Here is a 16,910-nt window from a genome sequence, read left to right on the forward strand (position 1 = left end):
CATGACCGAATTCCGGATGCCGTCGTTGGGCGCCGACATGACCGAGGGCACCGTGACGCACTGGTTCGTGCACCCCGGCGACCCGGTGAAACGCGGCGACATCGTCGCGGAGGTCGACACCACCAAGGCCGCGATCGAAATCGAATGCTTCGACGACGGTGTCATGGACGAGATCCGCGTGCCCGAGGGACGGACCGTTCCGGTGGGCGCCGTGCTGGCGACGATCACCGCCGGCGCCTCGAGCAGTGGGAACGGGAAGGTGGAGACCGTCCCGGAGGCGCGTGGCGAACCGGTGCCGTCCGTCGCGACCTCGGAATCGGCCGGACCGCCGGAATCGCGCGACCGGGCGGAATCGGTCGCGACACCGTCGGTGGTCGCGGAACCCGCTCGGATGACACCCCTGATCCACCGGCTGGCCGAGGAGGCGGGACTGGATCCGGCGACTGTGCACGGCTCCGGGCCGGGCGGTCGGGTCCTGCGCGGTGATATCGAAGCCGCTGTCGCGCAGCATAATTCCGCGCCCGCGTCTGCGGCGGCGCCTGCACCCGCACCTGGGCGCGAGGCGGCGCCCGCGTCCGCCTCCGGGCCCGCGCCCGCACCCGAGGCGGTGGACGCTGTCGCGCGGTCCGGGGCGCAGCCGGACGTCGCACGCGCCTCCGGTCTGGCGCGGCGACTCGCCGAAGCGCGGGGACTCGACCTGTCCGGGCTGTCCGGAACCGGTCCCGCCGGTGCCGTGCGCGCCCGCGACCTCCCGGCCGAGGGTGTCCCCGCACCCGCCGCGGCACAGCCATCGGAGGACGAGACGGTTCGCGCGGACACCGCCACCCCGCTCCCGGGCTCGCGCGACGCGGCGGCGATGCGCTCGGCGATCGCCGCGACGATGGCACGGTCCAAACGAACCGTGCCGCACTACTACCTGTCCGATGTCGTCGATGTCTCGGCGGCGGCCGACCGGCTGCGGGAGCGAAATGCCGGCGCGCCGCTCGCCGAGCGAATCGTGATGGCCGCCTTGTTGTTTCGCGCCGTGGCCGGGGCTGCCCGCCGGGTGCCGCAGCTCAACGGATATTGGATCGACGACGAGTTCCGTCCGGCGTCCGCGGTGCATCTCGGCGTCGTGGTGTCGCTGCGCGGCGGAGGCATCATCGTGCCGACGATTCCCGACGCCGACACCTTGGGCGCCGCGGAGATGATGGCCGCGATGCGATCGGTGGTGCAGCGCGCCCGATCCGGCCGCCTGCGCTCCTCGGACGCGACCGCGGCCACCATCACGGTCACCAACCTGGGCGATCTCGGCGTGGAGTCGGTGTTCGGCGTGATCGCCGTGCCGCAGGTCGCGATCGTCGGACTGGGCGCCGTCACCGACCGGCCGTGCGCTGTCGACGGTTTGCTCGGTGTGCGGCCGCAGGTGACCGTCACCTTGTCGGCCGATCATCGCGCCAGCGACGGCGCGACCGGCGCCCGATTCCTGCACACCGTCGCCGACCTGCTGCATCAACCCGAGGAGTTGTGAAGCCATGTCCACCACTGTTTCCCGGCAATCGGCCGACAGCGCGGTGCGTGCCGCACTGCGCGGATTCGCCACCGACGCCGAACTCACCGCACTCGGACCGGACGAGCCGCTGCGCACCACCCTGGAACTGGATTCGCTGGATTTCCTCACCTTCGTCGAACGGTTGTCGAATCTGCGCGAGGAGCCGATCGCCGAGGCCGACTATCCACGGCTGGCCACGATCCGCACCTGCGTCGACTTCCTCGCCGGGAGTCCCGAGACGGGTGCCGGGGCGCGATGAGCACGTTGCGCATCATCCGCGGCAGCGCCAACCCGCCGCTGGCCGACGCCGTGGTCGCGCGAATCGGCGGTGATTCGCACGAGTGCTGCGATTCGCAGCCGACGGCCGGCGGCGAACGGCGTGTGGTCGTCGCCGACGTCTCCGGCGACGATGTGTACATCGTGCAGCCGACGTCGCCACCGGTCGGCGAGCATATGGTCGAGTTGCTGCTGCTGCTCGACGCCTGCCGCCGCGCCGGCGCGGGCCGGATCACCGCGGTGGTTCCGTACTTCGGTTATGCCCGTCAGGACCGGGGTACGGCGGGGGAGGCGATCGGCGCCAGGGTGGCGGCCGAAGCCATCGCCCACGCGGGCGCCGACCGGCTGGTCGTGGTCGACCCGCACACGCCCGCACTGGAGGCGATCTGCCCGGTGCCGGTCGAAATCCTGACCGCGGTGCCGCTGCTGGCGAGCGAACTGGAGCCGGCCATGATCGGCCGGGGTGTGGTCGTCGCCCCCGACCTGGGCGCCGGTGAGCGCGCCGAACACTTCGCCGCCGCCTTGCGCGCATCCGTCGCGGTGGTGCGAAAGCACCGGCTGAGCGATACGAGCGTGCGCGCACTCGATCTGCTCGGCGAGGTCAGCGGATGCCCCGTCGCCCTCGTCGACGACATGATCTGCACCGGGGCGACGATCGAGGCGGCCGCCCACCTGGTGCGGTACCAGGCCGCCGACACGCTCGTGGCGGCCACCCACGGCCCGCTGAGCGACGGGGCGGCGGCGCGTCTGCACGAACTCGGACTCCGCCGCATCGTCGTGACCGACAGCGTCTTTCACGATGCGGCGGCAGGGAAGATCGAGGTGTGCTCGATCGCGCCGCTGCTCGCCGACGCCATCATCGGATTGCACGAGGACCGCCGCCGCGGGTGACCGGCGAGAGCCGCCGCGCACGTTCCGCGCCATGCCGGGACAGGGGCGAAAGTCCCGGACGCGCGGGGACTCTCGTCACCGAAAGGTGAGGCCCGCACCGGGCCGGACGTCCCGGACAGCGATCCGATTGGCCACTTCCCGCGATGGCTTCCGATACTGCTCCTCGGCTGTGATGCAGACCACAATAGAAGTGTCGAAGGAACCGGCGACGACGAGGTCGCCGCATCGGCAGGAGTCGGCCACAACGGTGTGGCGTGATTCGTCGGGGATGATCATTCGGGGGTGATCGGCAGTATCGGACAGCGACCGATTCGCGGCTCCCGGACGAGGGTGAGCCGCGAATCACGTTGATGGAGGCTGGGTTTCGCGCTGTTCGGCATGGTGGACCGCCGGGCGAGCCCGGTGGGTCACCCGATGGTCTCGTCGGCCTTGCGATGCAGCCATTCCGACAGCGGTGCCGTGGGAGCGCCCGTGGCATCCGCGACGGGGCCGGGGCCGGGAACCGTTTCGGCGTGGGTGATCTCGTCGACGGTGAGCGCCAGCGCCGTCACCGTCCGCTCCTCGGCCGCATCCGCGAATCCGCCGGTGATCACGGCGTGACCGCCGTCGACCCGGATCGTCCACTGGCGGCGGCTGCCGGCGTAGTCGTCGAGCAGGGCGCGCACCTTCGCCTCCACGGCGGCGTCGTCGCGCATCAGGGTGCGCAGCAGATCCCGGCGTGCCACGATGCCGACCAGAATCCCCGCCTCGACCACCGGCATCGAACGCAACCGCCGGGTGAGCATGCGCGCGGCGACGGTGGCGAGGTCGGTTCCGGGCTCGATCACCTCGGCGGGGGTGGTCATCGCCGCCCCGACCGTCGCGTCCGAGGCAGGCGCCGAGAGCGCGTCCGATTCCGACAGCATGCCGACGACGTGCCCGTCCTCGTCGACGACCGGAAGGGCGGCGAAGCCGCGCTCGGTGAGCTGGGAAATCGCCTGGGGCAGTGGGGTTTCGGCGTGGACGGTGACCACGGGACGGCTGAGAATGTCGCGAGCGTACATGGCAGAACCTCCTGCATCGATCCTGGTTCCGGCCCGGAACACACACCAGGGACCGTCGGCTCCCATCCCTGGACGAAGGTCCCGCATCGGGCGCGGTGCGAGATGCGGGCCGCGCGGTCGAGATGAGGACTTTCGGCCGCATCGCGGCATCGGCCGTCGTCTCTACCGTGAGAACAACGGCCGAGCACCTCGCGGGCCGTCGCACGGAAGGAAGGGCGCCATGACCCCCGAACACAGCTCCGACATCCGCCATTCCGCCGCGGCCGCGGTCGTGGTGGGTGTCGACGGTTCCGGGCACGCCGATCTCGCGGTGGACTGGGCCGCGGGGATGGCCGCGCAGCGCGGGCGGGAATTGCGCATCGTGCACGCGCTGGACCTGAACCGGCTGCAGCTCGGCATCGGCTCGCTCGATTCACCCGCGGCCGCCATGCTGACCGCGGCTCGCGAGCGCGGCGCCTCGTTGGTCGAACGGTCGGCGCAGCGAGTCCGGGCGGTGCTGCCGGGGCTGCGGATTTCGACCGCGGTCCTCGACGGTGACCCCGCCAGGGCGCTGGTGAACGCCAGCGCATCCGCCTACGCGGTGGTGCTCGCGGCCCACGGCACGAACCGGCTGGCCGGCCATTTCGGGGCCACGGTGTCGGCGGTGGCCGCCCATGCGACCGGGCCGGTGCTGGTGGTGCGGACCGATCCGCAGGAGAACCGCGTGCACACCGAGGGCCCCGTCGTGGTCGGCATCGACGGCGGGCCGGTCAGCGAGGCAGCCATCGGCGCGGCCTTCGAGGAAGCCGCCGAACGCCGCGCCGAACTCGTCGCCGTGCACGTATGCCACGACGTCTACTACGGGCAGTTCGCCGACGATCCGCACATCCTGTATTCGGCTCGCGAGGTCGAGGTGCGGGAACGTGCCGTGCTGGCCGAACGGCTGGCGGGCTGGCAGGAGAAGTATCCGGATGTCGCCGTGGCGCGCCGGGTGTCGCTGGCCGATCCCGGTGCGGTGCTGCTGGAGTCGTCGAAATCGGCGCAACTGCTGGTGGTCGGGAGCCGCGGCCGGGGCGCGGTGCTCGGCGCGCTGCTCGGCTCCACCTCCCATTCGCTGGTGCAGCACGCCTGGTGCCCGGTCATGGTGGTGCATCCGCAGCCGTGACGCGCTCGCACCACCGGTGTCCCCGCCAGAGCAGCACTGCCCGCCTCGGGCCGCCTTTCGTCACTCGCGGCGGCGACCTTCGCATCTGCCGGTGACACGACGGAGCGCACGAGACTGAACCCACCAGCTCGGCAGATCGCCGGCATGTTTCGGAACGAGCCACCACCATGAACGAATTCGGACCGCTGGACACGGGTTTCATGGAGCTGGAGGACAGCGACCGCCACGTCAATATCGCCATCGCCGCGATCGCGATCGTCGCTGGGCCGGCGCCCAGCCGAGAGCGGTTCGACGAGACCGTGACCCGGGCGCTGAGCCGCAAGGAGCGCCTGCGCCAGCGGATGCGGCGCACACCGCTGGACATCACGGCGCCCAGCTGGGAGGACGACCCGGATTTCCGATTGTCCCGCCACGTCCGATGGACGGCGCTGCCCGGCCCCCGGGACGAGCAAGCGTTACGCGAGTTGGTGGGCGAGGAGCTCGCCCGCCGCCTCGATCGCGAACATCCGCTGTGGCAGGTCGTGGTGGTGGACAATCTCGCCGAGAACCGGTGGGCGGTGATCGTCAAGGCACACCACAGCATGGTCGACGGGATCGCCGGCATCACGGTGTTCGAAAGTCTCTGCGACGAAGAGCCGGAGACGCCGTCCGAACTGCCGGTGCGGCCGCCGGACACCGCTGTGAGCCTGCGGGACACGGCGGGGACCGTGATCCGATTGCCTTACACCGCTTCCCGTTTCGCTGTCCGCACGGCCCGCACGCTGGTGCCGCTGCTGCGCGATACCGTGGTCCCGACCCCGACATCCTCGCTCAACGGCCCGCTGGGCCGCCGGCGCCGGTATGCGGTGGCGCGGACCTCGCTGTCGCAGCTGCACGAGGTCGGCGCCGCGTTCGACGCGACGGTCAACGACGTCGCGGTGTCCGCGCTCGCCGGAGCGTATCGACGCCTGCTGTGCGCGCGCGGCGAAGAACCGCAGGCGGATTCGGTACGGATCGTGATACCGGTGTCGATGCGCTCGGCCGACGCGAAATACGCGATGGGTAACCGGGTCTCGGTCGTCATCGCCGCCTTGCCGGTCGATGTCGCCGATCCGGTACACCGCCTGCAGACGGTGCACGAACGCATCGTCCGCCATCGCGCGCGGGGCGAGGCGGAGGCGGAGGCGTCACTGCTGACGCTGGCCGGCCGGCTGCCCGCCGGCGTGGCGGCGTGGGCGTTCCGGCTGGCCACCCGCTTCCCGCAACGCGGCATCAGCGCGCTCGCGACCAACGTCCCCGGACCGCGCCACCGGCTGAGCATGGCGGGCGCCGAGGTCGAGCAGGTCTGGCCCGGAATCCCGGTGGCCATGCGGCTGCGCACCACGGTCGCGATGCTGAGCTACGCCGGCCAGTTCACCTTCGGGATCACCGGCGACTACGACACCACTCCCGATATCGAGCTGATCCCGGCGGCGGTCACCGACGAGATCGAGACGCTGCTGGCCCGCGCCCGCGCCACCGCCTGAACCGGCCCCACACGCTAGGACGGCTCGGACACCGGCGAGGGCTCGCGCGGCGACGACTCGGGCGCCGGCGACGGCTCGGGTGCCGACGGCTCCGGCACCCGGTGCCGCAACACCCACCGATACACCTCGTCGCACCCCCAGACGATGAACGGGAACGGGACGACGAACGCGATCATCCACGGTGCGAGGGCCGCGGTGCCCAGGACGTCCTGCAGCGGCGGCACGTACACCACCACGGCGGTCAGCACCAACTCGAAACCTATGCCCCACAACAGCATCGGATTCGAGAACACCCCGATCGACCGCAGCGACGCGCGTTCGGTGCGGGCCGCGAAGGCGGTGCCGATCTGGCCCGCGACCATGCCGACGAACAACATCGTCACGGCCTGCCGGTAGGCGTGGTGCAGTGCGGATCCGGGCCCGGTGGGGTCGCCGGGATGCCAGCCCGCCGAGATCAGGACGGCGAAGAAACCGGCGAGGGCCAGGACGGCGCAGATCAGTCCCAGGAACAGCCAGGCGCGCAACAACATCCGGCGCCGGATCACCGGTTCGCCGCGGGGCCGCGGCGGCCGTCGCATGATGCCCGGCTCCGCGCGTTCGCGGCCCAGCGCGAGGGCGGGAAGCGTTTCGGTGCCCACATCGAAGGTCAGCAGCAACGGCACCGTCAGCGGAACGGGCACCGCGCCACCGGACAGCGCGAACACCAGGAACGGCAGCACCTCGGGTGTGGCGTGGGCGAAGATGTAGAAGATGAACTTGCGGATGTTGTCGTAGACCCGGCGTCCGGACTCGACCGCCGCGGCGATGGTGGCGAAGTCGTCGTCGGTGAGGACCATCGTCGACGCCTCGCGGGCGACGTCGGTTCCGCTGCGGCCCATGGCGATTCCGATATCCGCGCGCCGCAGCGCGGGTGCGTCGTTGGCGCCGTCGCCGGTCATGGCCACCACGTGCCCGGTGGCGCGCAGGGCGTCCGCGATGCGCAGTTTGGCTTCGGGTGAGGACCGAGCGAAGATCACCTCGTCGGCGCCGGCGAGAAGATCGTCGAGCTGGGCTTCGCTCATGGCGTCGAGTTCGGGGCCCGTGACGATGGCCGGGGTGCCGTGCACGATGCCGACCTGGCGGGCGACGGCGGCGGCAGTCGCCCCGTGATCGCCGGTGATGACGATGATCCGGATTCCCGCGGTGCGGCAACGGGTTACGGCGCCCGGTACCTCCCGGCGTGGGGGGTCGACGATGCTGACGACCGCCAGCAGGGTGAGATCGGTCTCGGCCGCGGCGGGTGTCGCCGGATCCGGGCGGCCCGCGGACAGGGGCCGGTCGGCGATGGCGAGCATCCGGTATCCGTCGTGCGCCCGCGCGTCGACGGCGGCGAGAACTTCGGCTCGCCGTCGCTCGGTCAGCGGGCGGGTGGTTCCGTCCGGGGCGAGTTCGGCCGTGCACAGCGGAACGACGGTTTCGGGCGCGCCCTTCACATGGACGGTGTGCACGCCGCGGGCGTCGTCGAGGGTGGACATGCGTTTGCGTACGGAGTCGAAGGCGAACTGCCGCAATCGATGTCCGTCCGGGCCCGCCGGATCGAGAGCTGTCGCCGCGGCGAGGACGGCGATATCGGTCGCGTCGCCGGCGAGCTCCCCGGTCGGTGCCGGATGGGCGTTGTTGCAGAGCGTCATCGCCCGCGCCGCCCGGCGCACCGGTTCCGTGACGTCGGTGGCGGCGAAGGGGTCGATCTCACCGGAGGCGGTGGCGATGGTGATCACCCGCATCCGGTTCTCGGTGAGGGTTCCGGTCTTGTCGGTGCAGATCACGTCCGTGGAACCCAGCGTCTCCACCGCCGAGAGCCGTTTGACCACCGCGCCGCGCGCCGCCAGCTGGCGCACCCCGATGGCCAGGGCCAGGGTGATCACCGGCAGCAGCCCCTCGGGCACGTTGCCCACCAGCAGCCCGACGGCGAAGATCACCGCGTCGAGGAACGGCAGCCCGGCCCCGAAGATCGCCAGCGGGATGAACGCCGCGCCGAGCAGTACCGAGATCGCGGCGATCAGCCACGCCACCCGCCGCACCTGGTGTTCGAGCGGACTCTCCTCGGTGCGCACCCGCTCCGACAGCGAGGCGATCCGGCCCAGTTCGGTGCGCATCCCGGTGGCGAAGACGACGGCCGACGCCTCACCCTGGGTGCACGCGGTGCCGCTGAAGATCACGTCGGTGGCCTGCAACAGCGGCACGGTGGAATCGACCGGCCCGGCGCTGCGGTGGACCGGCACCGACTCCCCGGTCAACGCCGACATATCCACCTCGACGGCGCCGTCGAGCAGGCGGGCATCGGCCGAGATCTTGTCCCCTTCGGACACGATCAGCACATCGCCGGGCACCAGGTCGGCGGTGTCCACGCTCCGGCGCGACCCGTCGCGAACAACGGTGGCGTGCAAAGGGATGAACGCGGCCAGCGCCTCGACGGCATGTTCGGCGTGGCGCTCCTGGACGAAGGCGAAGACGGCGTTGAGCACGATCACCGACAGGATCGCGATCGCGACCGCTTCGATGCCGACGGAGAACGCCAGTGCCGCCGCGGCCCACAGCAGGAGCGCGAGCGGGTGGGTGAACTGGCGCAGCAGCTGTCGTGGCCATTGCCGGGTGCCTCGGCGACGCAGCGTATTGGGCCCGGCGTGAATCAGCCGGCGTTGCGCCTCGCGGGTGGACAGGCCGCCGCGTGAACTGCGTAGATCCCGCAGCAGCAGGTCCAGCGGTTCGGTGGCTTCGACCTGAGCGGGCACCTCGGCCGCGCGGTCGGTATCCGGAGAGACGGAGCCGAGCACGGTCGATCAGCCCGGCCGTCGTGCGGTGCTGCGGACCATGATGCCTCCCTCCGGCACTCGGCCGGGTTCGGTGACGTTTGCTCCTACTCGACTGTAGAAGCAGCGCTCGCACCGGACACGGGACTTCGGTCACCACCGCGGCCGACCGGAATGCCCTACTCGGTGGTCCGCCGATCCCGTGAGATGGACCGTATGCCGATCGTCACGCTCACGATGAATCCCGCGATCGATAGTGCCGCCCGCACCGAGCGGGTCCTTCCGACCGACAAGATGCGCTGTAGCGCACCGCGATTCGACCCGGGCGGCGGCGGCATCAACGTCGCTCGCACGGTCGCGGCCCTCGGTGAGCCCGTCACCGCGATCTATCCCGCCGGTGGGCACACCGGTGTCTTCCTCGAGCAATTGGTGCGCGCGGCGAATATCCCCTCACACGCCGTGGCCACCGCCGAGCCGAGCCGGGAAAATCTGGCCGTGTTCGCCGACGACACGGGGGAGCAGTACCGATTCGTCTTCCCGGGGCCGCGGCTGACACCGGCCGAACAGCACCGCTGCCTGGCGGCGGTGGAGCACTGCGCGCCCGGAGCGGATTATGTCGTGGCCAGCGGCAGCCTGCCGCCCGGCGTCGAGTCCGACTACTATCAGATTCTCGCCGATGTGGCTGCGGCACACGGTGTTCCGATGATTCTCGACACCTCCGGGGCCGCGCTGCGGGCGATCCGGCGCGGCGTCTTCCTGATCAAGCCGAGCGTGCGGGAGCTCGCGCAGCTGGTCGGGCGCGCGCTGCCCGATCGCGAGGCACAGGCCGCCGCGGCCCGCGAACTCGTGCACGCCTCGGTCGCCGAGGTCGTCGTCGTGTCGCTCGGCGCCGAGGGGGTACTGGCGGTCACGGCCGAGCGATCGCAATGGTTCGCGCCGATACCGGTGCCGGTGCGCAGCGGGATCGGCGCGGGGGACGCGATGGTCGGCGGCATCACCGTCGGCTTGACGCGCGGTTACGAGCTCGACGACGCGATCCGATTGGGTATCGCCGCGGCGACCGCCGCCCTGACCACCTCGGGCACCGCTCCCGGGCTGCGCTCGCGGATCGAGCAGCTGTACGAGGAGCAGACGCGGGCCGCGGCGCCGGTAGCCGAAATGGGCTGATCGCAGGCGCGCCCGACCGCGATGTGCCGAGCTACGACGGGCCGAGGCGCAAAACGACGTGGACGACCTCGTCGTCGCGATGGGCCGACATCGGCAAATCGATGTCCATCAGCAACTGCATCATCTTCGAATTCGTGGCCAGGATGTCGCCCGCGAGCCGGGCGATGCCGTGCCGTCGTGCGTCCTCGCCCAGCCGCGTGAGCAGGGCAGTGCCGATACCCGACTGCTGGTCCTCATGGGCGACCACCATGGCCACCTCGGCGCAGTCGGTGTCGGGCAGCACGACGTAGTTCGCCACCCCGATGAGCCGACCGCCCGAGAAGGCGCCGAAGGCACAGTGCCTCGGGTCGTTCAGCGATATGGCGGCCGCCAGTTGTTCGAGATGTTTCGGCCGTGCGCCGAAGAACCGGTAGTAGCCGTCGCGCTGATCGAGCGTCGCGTGCAGATGCCGGACCGCATCGCAGTCGCCGGGGGCGAGACGGCGGTAGGTGACGTCGGTGAGGTCGACGGCCGGCTCCGCGGTCACGCGTCCCCCCGTCCGATCCTGTGCCGATAGCTGCGCAGCGCGGCTGCGACGGTCTCGTCCTCGGAGGCGGTGGTGTCCAGGACCACCGCACCGGGCCACGGGTCGCGATCCGCAGCCATGGCCGCCGCGACGGCGGGTGTGGCGTCGGATTCGGATCCGCTGCGTGCCGCGACGCGTGCGGCGGCGACGGAAGCCGGTGCGCTACAACAGAGTTCGATGAGATCCGCCGCGGTGTCGGTCGCGAGCCGAGACGCTCGGCGTCGTTGCGCCTCGTCGATCCAGCTGGCGTCCAGAACGACCGAGCGGCCGGCGGCGAGCAGAGTCTGCGCCTCGGCGCACATAACCGTGTAGACGTGATCGCGGGCGGCGGGCGTGTAGGCGCCGTGGTCGTACTCGCCGGCCGCACCGTCCAGCACACCCTCGGCGCGCGCCACGGCGCGAATGTGGTCGCTGGACAACAGGATCGCGCCGGTCGCCGCGGCCAGGCGGCGGGCGATCGTCGATTTGCCGGTGCCCGGCAGGCCGCCGACCAGGACCAGGCGCACCGCACCGGCGGCGAGGTGGCGCAGGGCGACCTCGACGTGCCGGACCGCACTCGCCGCCGCGTGGTGCTCCCCCTGCCGCAATCGCACGCAGTCGACCTTCGCGCGTACCGCCGCCCGGTAGGCGATGTAGTGGTGGTACAGCGAGTCCGGCGCCGGGTCGCCGGTCGTTTCGAGATACTCCTCGACGACGGCCCGGCCGAGCTCCGGATACCCGAGGCGTTCCAGATCCATGGCCAGGAAGCAGATGTCGTCGAGCCGATCGACGTGGCGGAGTTCGTCGTCGAAGTCGAGGCAGTCGATGACCCGCACGCCGTCGTCGGTGACGAAGATGTCGTCGGCGCGCAGATCCCCGTGACCGTCGACGATGCGCCCGGTGGCGATGCGCTTGTCGAACAGCGCCTTCCGTCCGTCGAGGTAGCGCATCGCCAGTTCGGTCAGCTCTCGTACCGCGGCCGGTTCGATCGGGGGATGGGTCATTCCGGACAGCAACGACATCCAGCGCTCGCGCACCGCCGTGACCGTCGCCGCGCGATCGATCGCCGGTCCGGTCGACGCCCGGTCGTGCCAGGCGGCCACGTCGTGTACCAGAACCGAGAGGATGTCGCGCGCGACGGCCGGGTCGTCGAGGCGACGCGACAACCGGGTGGCGTCGGGGAGCCGGCGCATCACCAGCACGGGTTCGTCCGCATCGGTCGTCGGATCCGACAGGTGCCCGATGCCGAGGTAGACATCGGGGGCGAATCGCCGGTTGAGTTCGAGTTCGCGCATGCAGGCGGCTTCGCGCGCGGCCCGCGTGGAGAAGTCGAGAAAGTCGGTCCGCACCGGCTTCTTGACCTTGTAGGCGCGGTCTCCGTACAGCACGACCACCGCCGAATGAGTTTCGGCGAGTGCGGCGAAGGGATCGTTCGTCTCCATCGGTACCAGCGTCGCCGATGGCCCGGGAATTCGTGATGGACCAAAGTCACCGGAATGTGGACCATGCGGCCCGTGGTGCGTCGATGCGCTGGGTGCCGGGGCAGGAAATGCCGGAAACCGGAGACCATCAAGGCCTTTCGAATCTGCCGGGCGGACGGGGCCGCCATACAGGATCGAATCACGGACTTCGACCAGTGAGGCGGCCACCATGACGATCGAGCAACCGCTACTGCGCCCGCTCTCCCGACCCGCGGCGCTGTGGCGCCGGTGGGTGGCGGCCGTGACGGTCGGGGAATTCCTCGGCTTTCTCGCCCCGTCGACCGCCGCCGCGGCGACCGCGCATGCCGGTGCCGGTGTCACGGCCGCCGCGATGCTGACCGCCGGTGCGGTGGAGGGGGCGGTCCTGGGCGCGTTCCAGTCCTCCGTGCTGCGATCCGCGCTGCCGCACTGGCGCGCGGCGCCCTGGATCGGGGTCACGGCGGCGGCCGCGGTGGTGGCGTGGACGCTGGGGATGATGCCGATGCTCTTCGGTGAACAGGTCGCACGGTGGCCGCTGTGGGTGCAGATTCCGGCGGTGGTGGCCGCGGGCCTGGTCGTGGTGTTCTCCCTGGGTGTCGCTCAGTGGACGGTGCTGCGCCACTACTGCGCGCGAGCGGCATTGTGGCCCTGGGGCAACGCCATCGGCTGGATCGCCGGGTTGTGCGTGTTCACCGCGGTGACCACCCCGTGGTGGCAGCCCGGGCAGTCGGCGGCGCAGATCGCCGCGATCGGGGCAGTGGGCGGGCTCGCCATGGCGGCCGCCGTCGCGGTGGTCACCGGGGTCTTTCTGGTCCGCACCATCGGGGAGGGCGAGGGTCGCACGCGAGGGTGAGGACGCGGCTCACCCGGTCATGGTCGCGCGCGGGCCGTGGATTCGCGGAAATGGGTGCAAAACCAGTCGCGGGCCAGTTCGGCCACCGCTTCCAGCGTGCCGGGCTCGGCGAACAGATGGGTGGCGCCGGGCACGATCTCGACGCGTGTCTCGCACGTCATCGCTCGCTGGGCGAACCGGTTCAATTCGATTACCGTCGGGTCGTTTCCACCCACGATCAACAGGGTCGGCGCTCGCACGGCGGTCAGATAGAGGTCGGCGAGGTCGGGCCGGCCGCCGCGGGAGACGACGGCGGCGATGCCCAGTTCCGGCGCGGCGGCCGCCCGCAGCGCGGCGGCGGCCCCGGTGCTGGCGCCGAAGTACCCGATCGGAAGGTCGTCGGCGTAGTGCAGCCCGGTGAGCCACCGCGTGACACCCGCCAGCCGATTCGCCAGCAGGCCGATATCGAAGACATTGGCGCGGTCGAGCTCTTCGGCGGGGGTGAGCAGATCGAACAGCAACGTTCCGAGTCCGGCCCGCTGCAGGACGGTGGCGACGAATCGGTTGCGCGGACTGTGCCGGCTGCTGCCGCTGCCGTGCGCGAAGATGACGACGCCCGTCGCGGCTTCCGGGACCGTCAGGTGGCCGCTCAGTTCGGCCTTCCCGACGGTGATGGTGACCTCGTCGTCGACCAGCGGCGGATCGTCGGAATCGGCCACACCGGGTCGTTCGCGGGCGGCGACCGCCGCCCGGGCGAGCAGATCGACGACTTCGGCGTCGCTCGTCTGACCGAAGTGCCGGTACCACTGGCCGACCGCGTCGAAGAGCAGCGGCGTTTCCAGGCAGACGATGTCGTCTGCTTCCGGCCGCAGCGACGCCAATGCCTCGCGCGGGGCGACCGGAGTCGCGAGGACGATGCGGGCGGCGCCGCGGGCACGGGCCACGCGGCAGGCGGCGCGGGCGGTGGCCCCCGTCGCGATGCCGTCGTCGACGAGCACCACGGTCCGGCCACGCAGCGGCGGTCCGTCGCGCCCCTGCCGGTACATGTCGACGCGACGCGCAAGTTCCGCGCGTTCGTGCTTCTCCACCGCATCGATGTCGTCCTCGGACAGCCCGGTGCGGCGCACGACCAGGGTGTTGATTACCCGGGTGTCGTCCTCGCCGATCGCGCCGAAGGCGAGTTCGGGCTGATAGGGGACGCCCAGCTTGCGGATCACCAGCACGTCCAGCGGCGCGCGCAGTGCCCGCGCCACCTGGAAGGCGACGGGCACTCCGCCGCGCGGCAGGCCCAGCACGACGACATCGGTATCACGCAGGGCCATCAGGTGCGTCGCGAGCTTGCTGCCCGCCTCGACGCGATCACGAAACACCATCGAATGCCTCCTGCCGGGTTCTTGCGAAGCCCGCGGGCAGCACCGCATGCCGGCTCGGCACGGCCCACGCCCTGGCGCTACGGCGACCACCGGACCTCGGCGCGGAGTCCGAGGAGGTCCTCACCGATCTCACCGACCGGGTCGCCGACGTGCTCATCGGGTCTCATACGGCAACTATCCGCGTTCGCTCGCTCCGCCGAATCGTGCCGAAGGCTCCGATGCGTGGGACGTTGGTCAATTTTCTCGCCGGAGCCCTCCCTCGCGCTGCCGAGGGGCCGGCGCCGCCGCGGCGCGGGAATGTCACCGGTTCGTCGGTGGCGCGGCAGGCATCGGGAAGCTCAGGGGCGGGGCAGCGTCCCAATGGGGGTGCGATCGGGCATTGCGGTGTGCGCCGCTCGGGCCAGCGGCCGCAGCAACTCGGCGAGGCGTCCGGTCGCCGCGGACCCGATCTCCCGCCACGGCCGCGCGGCCAAATCGTCGGTGCGCCTTTCGATCTCGTCGAATTCGGCGCGACCGGCCGAGGTGGGCCGACCGTCCGCGTCGAGCCAGCCGCGGTCGGTCAGGCCCGCGATCGCGCGATCCCACTGCTCGTCGTCCCACCCGCGAGCCGGTTGCAGGATGTCGCGTCCGGAATCGGTGGCGGCGCGCCAGGCCAGACTCTGACATCCGGTCAGTCCGGCGGTGGTCAGCGCGGCGACATGGCCGTCACCTCGGTGCTCGCGCAGCACCGTGCAGGCGTGCCACAGGACCGACAGCGGGTCGCCGGGCCAGGTCAGGTCGGCATTGGCGGCGGCGAGGGGTTTGCCTTCGAGTTCGACCGCTGCCGCGGCCCGCCGGGCCAGTTCGGCCGCCTCGGCGTACTCCTCATCGGTTCCGCCGAGCCGGATCAGCGCGGCGCGGGCGCCGGCGGAGCGGGCCGCGAGCACTCGCTGCGGCGTCGCCAGCTCCCACACGCCCGGCAGCGCGCGAGCCACCATGGCGGGGGAGAAGCCGAAGAAGGCCGCCGTCACCACGCCGGGACCGACCGGCCCGAACGGCGCCGATCGACCGCCGAAATAACCGCGCCAGAAGCCGCGCAGACCCGCCTGCTCGAATTCGGCCCGGCATTCCGGGGCGAAATAGGTCACCGCGTGGATCGGCTCGAACACCGCCCACATCTCGCGTGCTGAAATCACCCGCACCCCTTGTCTGTTCGCATCCTCCGGCAAGTGGATCACCTCGATCCTAGGTACCTCCGGAATCCCGCCACCCCGCCACCGCCATCGTGGTCAGGTCGGGATGAGGGCGAGCCCGACCACGCCGAGGACGTACACGACGAGCACGGTCAGCGAATCCGGTCCCATCCGCAACCATTGGCGGCGGGGACGGAACACCAGGCCGGTCATGTAGACGAGGGTGAGCACGCCGCCGAGGGCGGTGAGGTAGATATCGGTGTTGTGGGCTCGAGGAAGCACCGACGACCCCGAGAGCAACGTCGCGAGCAGAAACAGCACCGGGAGGAACGCGTTTCCGCCGAAGATGTCGCTGACGGCGAGTTTGTAATCACCCATGCGCGTGGAGGTCAGTCCGGTCGACAGTTCGGGCAGTGAGGTGGCCGCGGCCAGCACCGTGGCGCCGAAGACGACTCCCGACATTCCCCAGCGGCCGAACAGTTCCTCACCGCTGCGCTCGATGCACACGCCCGCGGCCAGGGTGACCACGGCGGCCCCGGCGAAGATCAGCGCCGTCCGGCCGGTGCCGACCCCGCGACGCGTGGCGTGATCCTCCTTCGTGGCCGTGGAGTGCCCGGCCGGACGGTCCTGGCCGCCGGGCGCATCGCCGGCCTCGTGCCACGGCAGGCTGCGTCCCGCCCGGCGCAGCAGCAGCAATCCGATGGCCCACAGCACCGCGATGAGCACGACTCCCGGCGTCATCCGCCAGGCGATGACGTCGGACGGCATCTGGGTGGACATCACGACGAGCAGCAGCAACGCCACGACCAGCGCGCCTTCCAGCAGCAGTGTCAGCGAGGCGGCCAGATAGGTCAGCGGCGCGCGCGGGCGGACACCGGCGGCGTCGAGCGCGACGAGGACGACGGTCTGCAGCGCGATCCCGCCGAGAATATTGCCGACCGCCACGTCGAGCTGATGCGCGAGCGCCGCACTGGCGGTGATCGCGATCTCGGGCAGATTGGTGGCGACGGCCAGTAGCAGGACCCCGCCGAGCGCCTCACCGAGGTGCCAGCGCTGCGACAGCACATCCGTGGTGTCGGAGAGTTTCACGCCGGCCACCCAGATGGCCGCGGCGCAGGCCAGGAAGATCAGCAACAGCAACGGCGAAGACAGTGCGCTCATGATGGCGCAGTCATAGCCGCGG

At 71.1% G+C, this 16,910-nt stretch carries 14 protein-coding genes; 7 read left to right on the top strand and 7 right to left on the bottom strand.

Annotation, left to right across the window (positions count from 1 at the left end; all coding sequences use genetic code 11):
• The first annotated feature begins 1 nt into the window (after position 1).
• Genes A5780_RS29275 through A5780_RS29285 form a run of 3 tightly spaced genes read left to right on the top strand, consistent with a single transcriptional unit; the run spans position 2 to position 2,698 of the window.
• Positions 2 to 1,510: a 2-oxo acid dehydrogenase subunit E2 gene (locus A5780_RS29275; protein ID WP_064910426.1), complete on the top strand. Its 1,509-nt coding sequence runs from the start codon at positions 2 to 4 to the stop codon at positions 1,508 to 1,510.
• Between the two features lie 4 nt (positions 1,511 to 1,514).
• Positions 1,515 to 1,790: a hypothetical protein gene (locus A5780_RS29280; RefSeq protein ID WP_063018757.1), complete on the top strand. Its 276-nt coding sequence runs from the start codon at positions 1,515 to 1,517 to the stop codon at positions 1,788 to 1,790.
• On the top strand, positions 1,787 to 2,698 hold the full coding sequence (locus A5780_RS29285; protein WP_082976795.1) for a ribose-phosphate pyrophosphokinase: 912 nt from the start codon (positions 1,787 to 1,789) through the stop codon (positions 2,696 to 2,698). Before A5780_RS29280 ends, A5780_RS29285 begins: the two co-directional genes overlap by 4 nt.
• A 407-nt stretch (positions 2,699 to 3,105) precedes the next feature.
• Here the strand turns inward: A5780_RS29285 and A5780_RS29295 are convergent, their stop codons facing one another.
• Positions 3,106 to 3,741, bottom strand: a complete 636-nt coding sequence (locus A5780_RS29295; RefSeq protein ID WP_063910933.1) for an HPP family protein — start codon at positions 3,739 to 3,741, stop codon at positions 3,106 to 3,108.
• 220 nt (positions 3,742 to 3,961) lie between these two features.
• Between A5780_RS29295 and A5780_RS29300 the strand changes: the two genes are divergently transcribed.
• Complete coding sequence (locus tag A5780_RS29300; RefSeq protein WP_064910430.1) at positions 3,962 to 4,885, top strand: universal stress protein; 924 nt, start codon at positions 3,962 to 3,964, stop codon at positions 4,883 to 4,885.
• Positions 4,886 to 5,052: 167 nt separating this feature from the next.
• Positions 5,053 to 6,390, top strand: a complete 1,338-nt coding sequence (locus A5780_RS29305; protein WP_063018765.1) for a wax ester/triacylglycerol synthase family O-acyltransferase — start codon at positions 5,053 to 5,055, stop codon at positions 6,388 to 6,390.
• Positions 6,391 to 6,404: 14 nt separating this feature from the next.
• Here the strand turns inward: A5780_RS29305 and A5780_RS29310 are convergent, their stop codons facing one another.
• A complete protein-coding gene (locus tag A5780_RS29310; RefSeq protein WP_082976796.1) occupies positions 6,405 to 9,203 on the bottom strand; it encodes a cation-transporting P-type ATPase in 2,799 nt (932 codons plus the stop codon).
• Positions 9,204 to 9,395: 192 nt separating this feature from the next.
• Here A5780_RS29310 and A5780_RS29315 point away from each other — a divergent pair, with 192 nt between their 5' ends.
• Entirely contained in the window at positions 9,396 to 10,346 is a 951-nt protein-coding gene (locus tag A5780_RS29315) for a 1-phosphofructokinase family hexose kinase (RefSeq protein WP_064910590.1), read from the top strand.
• A 31-nt stretch (positions 10,347 to 10,377) separates the two neighbouring features.
• Here A5780_RS29315 and A5780_RS29320 read toward each other — a convergent pair whose 3' ends face one another.
• Both A5780_RS29320 and A5780_RS29325 read right to left on the bottom strand, forming a co-directional pair.
• Complete coding sequence (locus A5780_RS29320) at positions 10,378 to 10,872, bottom strand: GNAT family N-acetyltransferase (protein ID WP_063018767.1); 495 nt, start codon at positions 10,870 to 10,872, stop codon at positions 10,378 to 10,380.
• Positions 10,869 to 12,332: an AAA family ATPase gene (locus A5780_RS29325; protein ID WP_064910432.1), complete on the bottom strand. Its 1,464-nt coding sequence runs from the start codon at positions 12,330 to 12,332 to the stop codon at positions 10,869 to 10,871. The genes A5780_RS29320 and A5780_RS29325 overlap by 4 nt, the downstream gene beginning before the upstream one ends.
• 208 nt (positions 12,333 to 12,540) lie before the next feature.
• Between A5780_RS29325 and A5780_RS29330 the strand changes: the two genes are divergently transcribed.
• On the top strand, positions 12,541 to 13,203 hold the full coding sequence (locus A5780_RS29330) for a hypothetical protein (protein WP_064910434.1): 663 nt from the start codon (positions 12,541 to 12,543) through the stop codon (positions 13,201 to 13,203).
• A gap of 17 nt (positions 13,204 to 13,220) precedes the next feature.
• Here the strand turns inward: A5780_RS29330 and A5780_RS29335 are convergent, their stop codons facing one another.
• The 3 genes from A5780_RS29335 to A5780_RS29345 all read right to left on the bottom strand — a co-directional run bounded on the left by A5780_RS29335 (position 13,221) and on the right by A5780_RS29345 (position 16,888).
• A complete protein-coding gene (locus tag A5780_RS29335; RefSeq protein WP_064910436.1) occupies positions 13,221 to 14,555 on the bottom strand; it encodes a phosphoribosyltransferase family protein in 1,335 nt (444 codons plus the stop codon).
• A 338-nt stretch (positions 14,556 to 14,893) separates the two neighbouring features.
• Entirely contained in the window at positions 14,894 to 15,730 is an 837-nt protein-coding gene (locus A5780_RS29340) for a hypothetical protein (RefSeq protein WP_231983140.1), read from the bottom strand.
• 93 nt (positions 15,731 to 15,823) lie between these two features.
• Positions 15,824 to 16,888 (bottom strand): sodium:calcium antiporter, encoded by a 1,065-nt coding sequence (locus A5780_RS29345; RefSeq protein ID WP_063018777.1) that lies wholly within the window; start codon positions 16,886 to 16,888, stop codon positions 15,824 to 15,826.
• Between the last annotated feature and the right edge of the window lie 22 nt (positions 16,889 to 16,910).

The organism is Nocardia sp. 852002-20019_SCH5090214, assembly GCF_001665865.1.
Classification (GTDB): Bacteria; Actinomycetota; Actinomycetes; order Mycobacteriales; family Mycobacteriaceae; genus Nocardia; species Nocardia nova.

What these genes read in the sequence shown, in the direction of transcription:
- A5780_RS29300 (WP_064910430.1), top strand. Translation starts at nt 3,962, where the DNA reads ATGACCCCCGAACACAGCTCCGACATCCGCCATTCCGCCGCGGCCGCG.
- A5780_RS29305 (WP_063018765.1), top strand. Translation starts at nt 5,053, where the DNA reads ATGAACGAATTCGGACCGCTGGACACGGGTTTCATGGAGCTGGAGGAC.
- A5780_RS29330 (WP_064910434.1), top strand. Translation starts at nt 12,541, where the DNA reads ATGACGATCGAGCAACCGCTACTGCGCCCGCTCTCCCGACCCGCGGCG.
- A5780_RS29335 (WP_064910436.1), bottom strand. Translation starts at nt 14,555, where the DNA reads ATGGTGTTTCGTGATCGCGTCGAGGCGGGCAGCAAGCTCGCGACGCAC.
- A5780_RS29295 (WP_063910933.1), bottom strand. Translation starts at nt 3,741, where the DNA reads ATGTACGCTCGCGACATTCTCAGCCGTCCCGTGGTCACCGTCCACGCC.
- A5780_RS29280 (WP_063018757.1), top strand. Translation starts at nt 1,515, where the DNA reads ATGTCCACCACTGTTTCCCGGCAATCGGCCGACAGCGCGGTGCGTGCC.
- A5780_RS29315 (WP_064910590.1), top strand. Translation starts at nt 9,396, where the DNA reads ATGCCGATCGTCACGCTCACGATGAATCCCGCGATCGATAGTGCCGCC.
- A5780_RS29285 (WP_082976795.1), top strand. Translation starts at nt 1,787, where the DNA reads ATGAGCACGTTGCGCATCATCCGCGGCAGCGCCAACCCGCCGCTGGCC.
- A5780_RS29325 (WP_064910432.1), bottom strand. Translation starts at nt 12,332, where the DNA reads ATGGAGACGAACGATCCCTTCGCCGCACTCGCCGAAACTCATTCGGCG.
- A5780_RS29345 (WP_063018777.1), bottom strand. Translation starts at nt 16,888, where the DNA reads ATGAGCGCACTGTCTTCGCCGTTGCTGTTGCTGATCTTCCTGGCCTGC.
- A5780_RS29275 (WP_064910426.1), top strand. Translation starts at nt 2, where the DNA reads ATGACCGAATTCCGGATGCCGTCGTTGGGCGCCGACATGACCGAGGGC.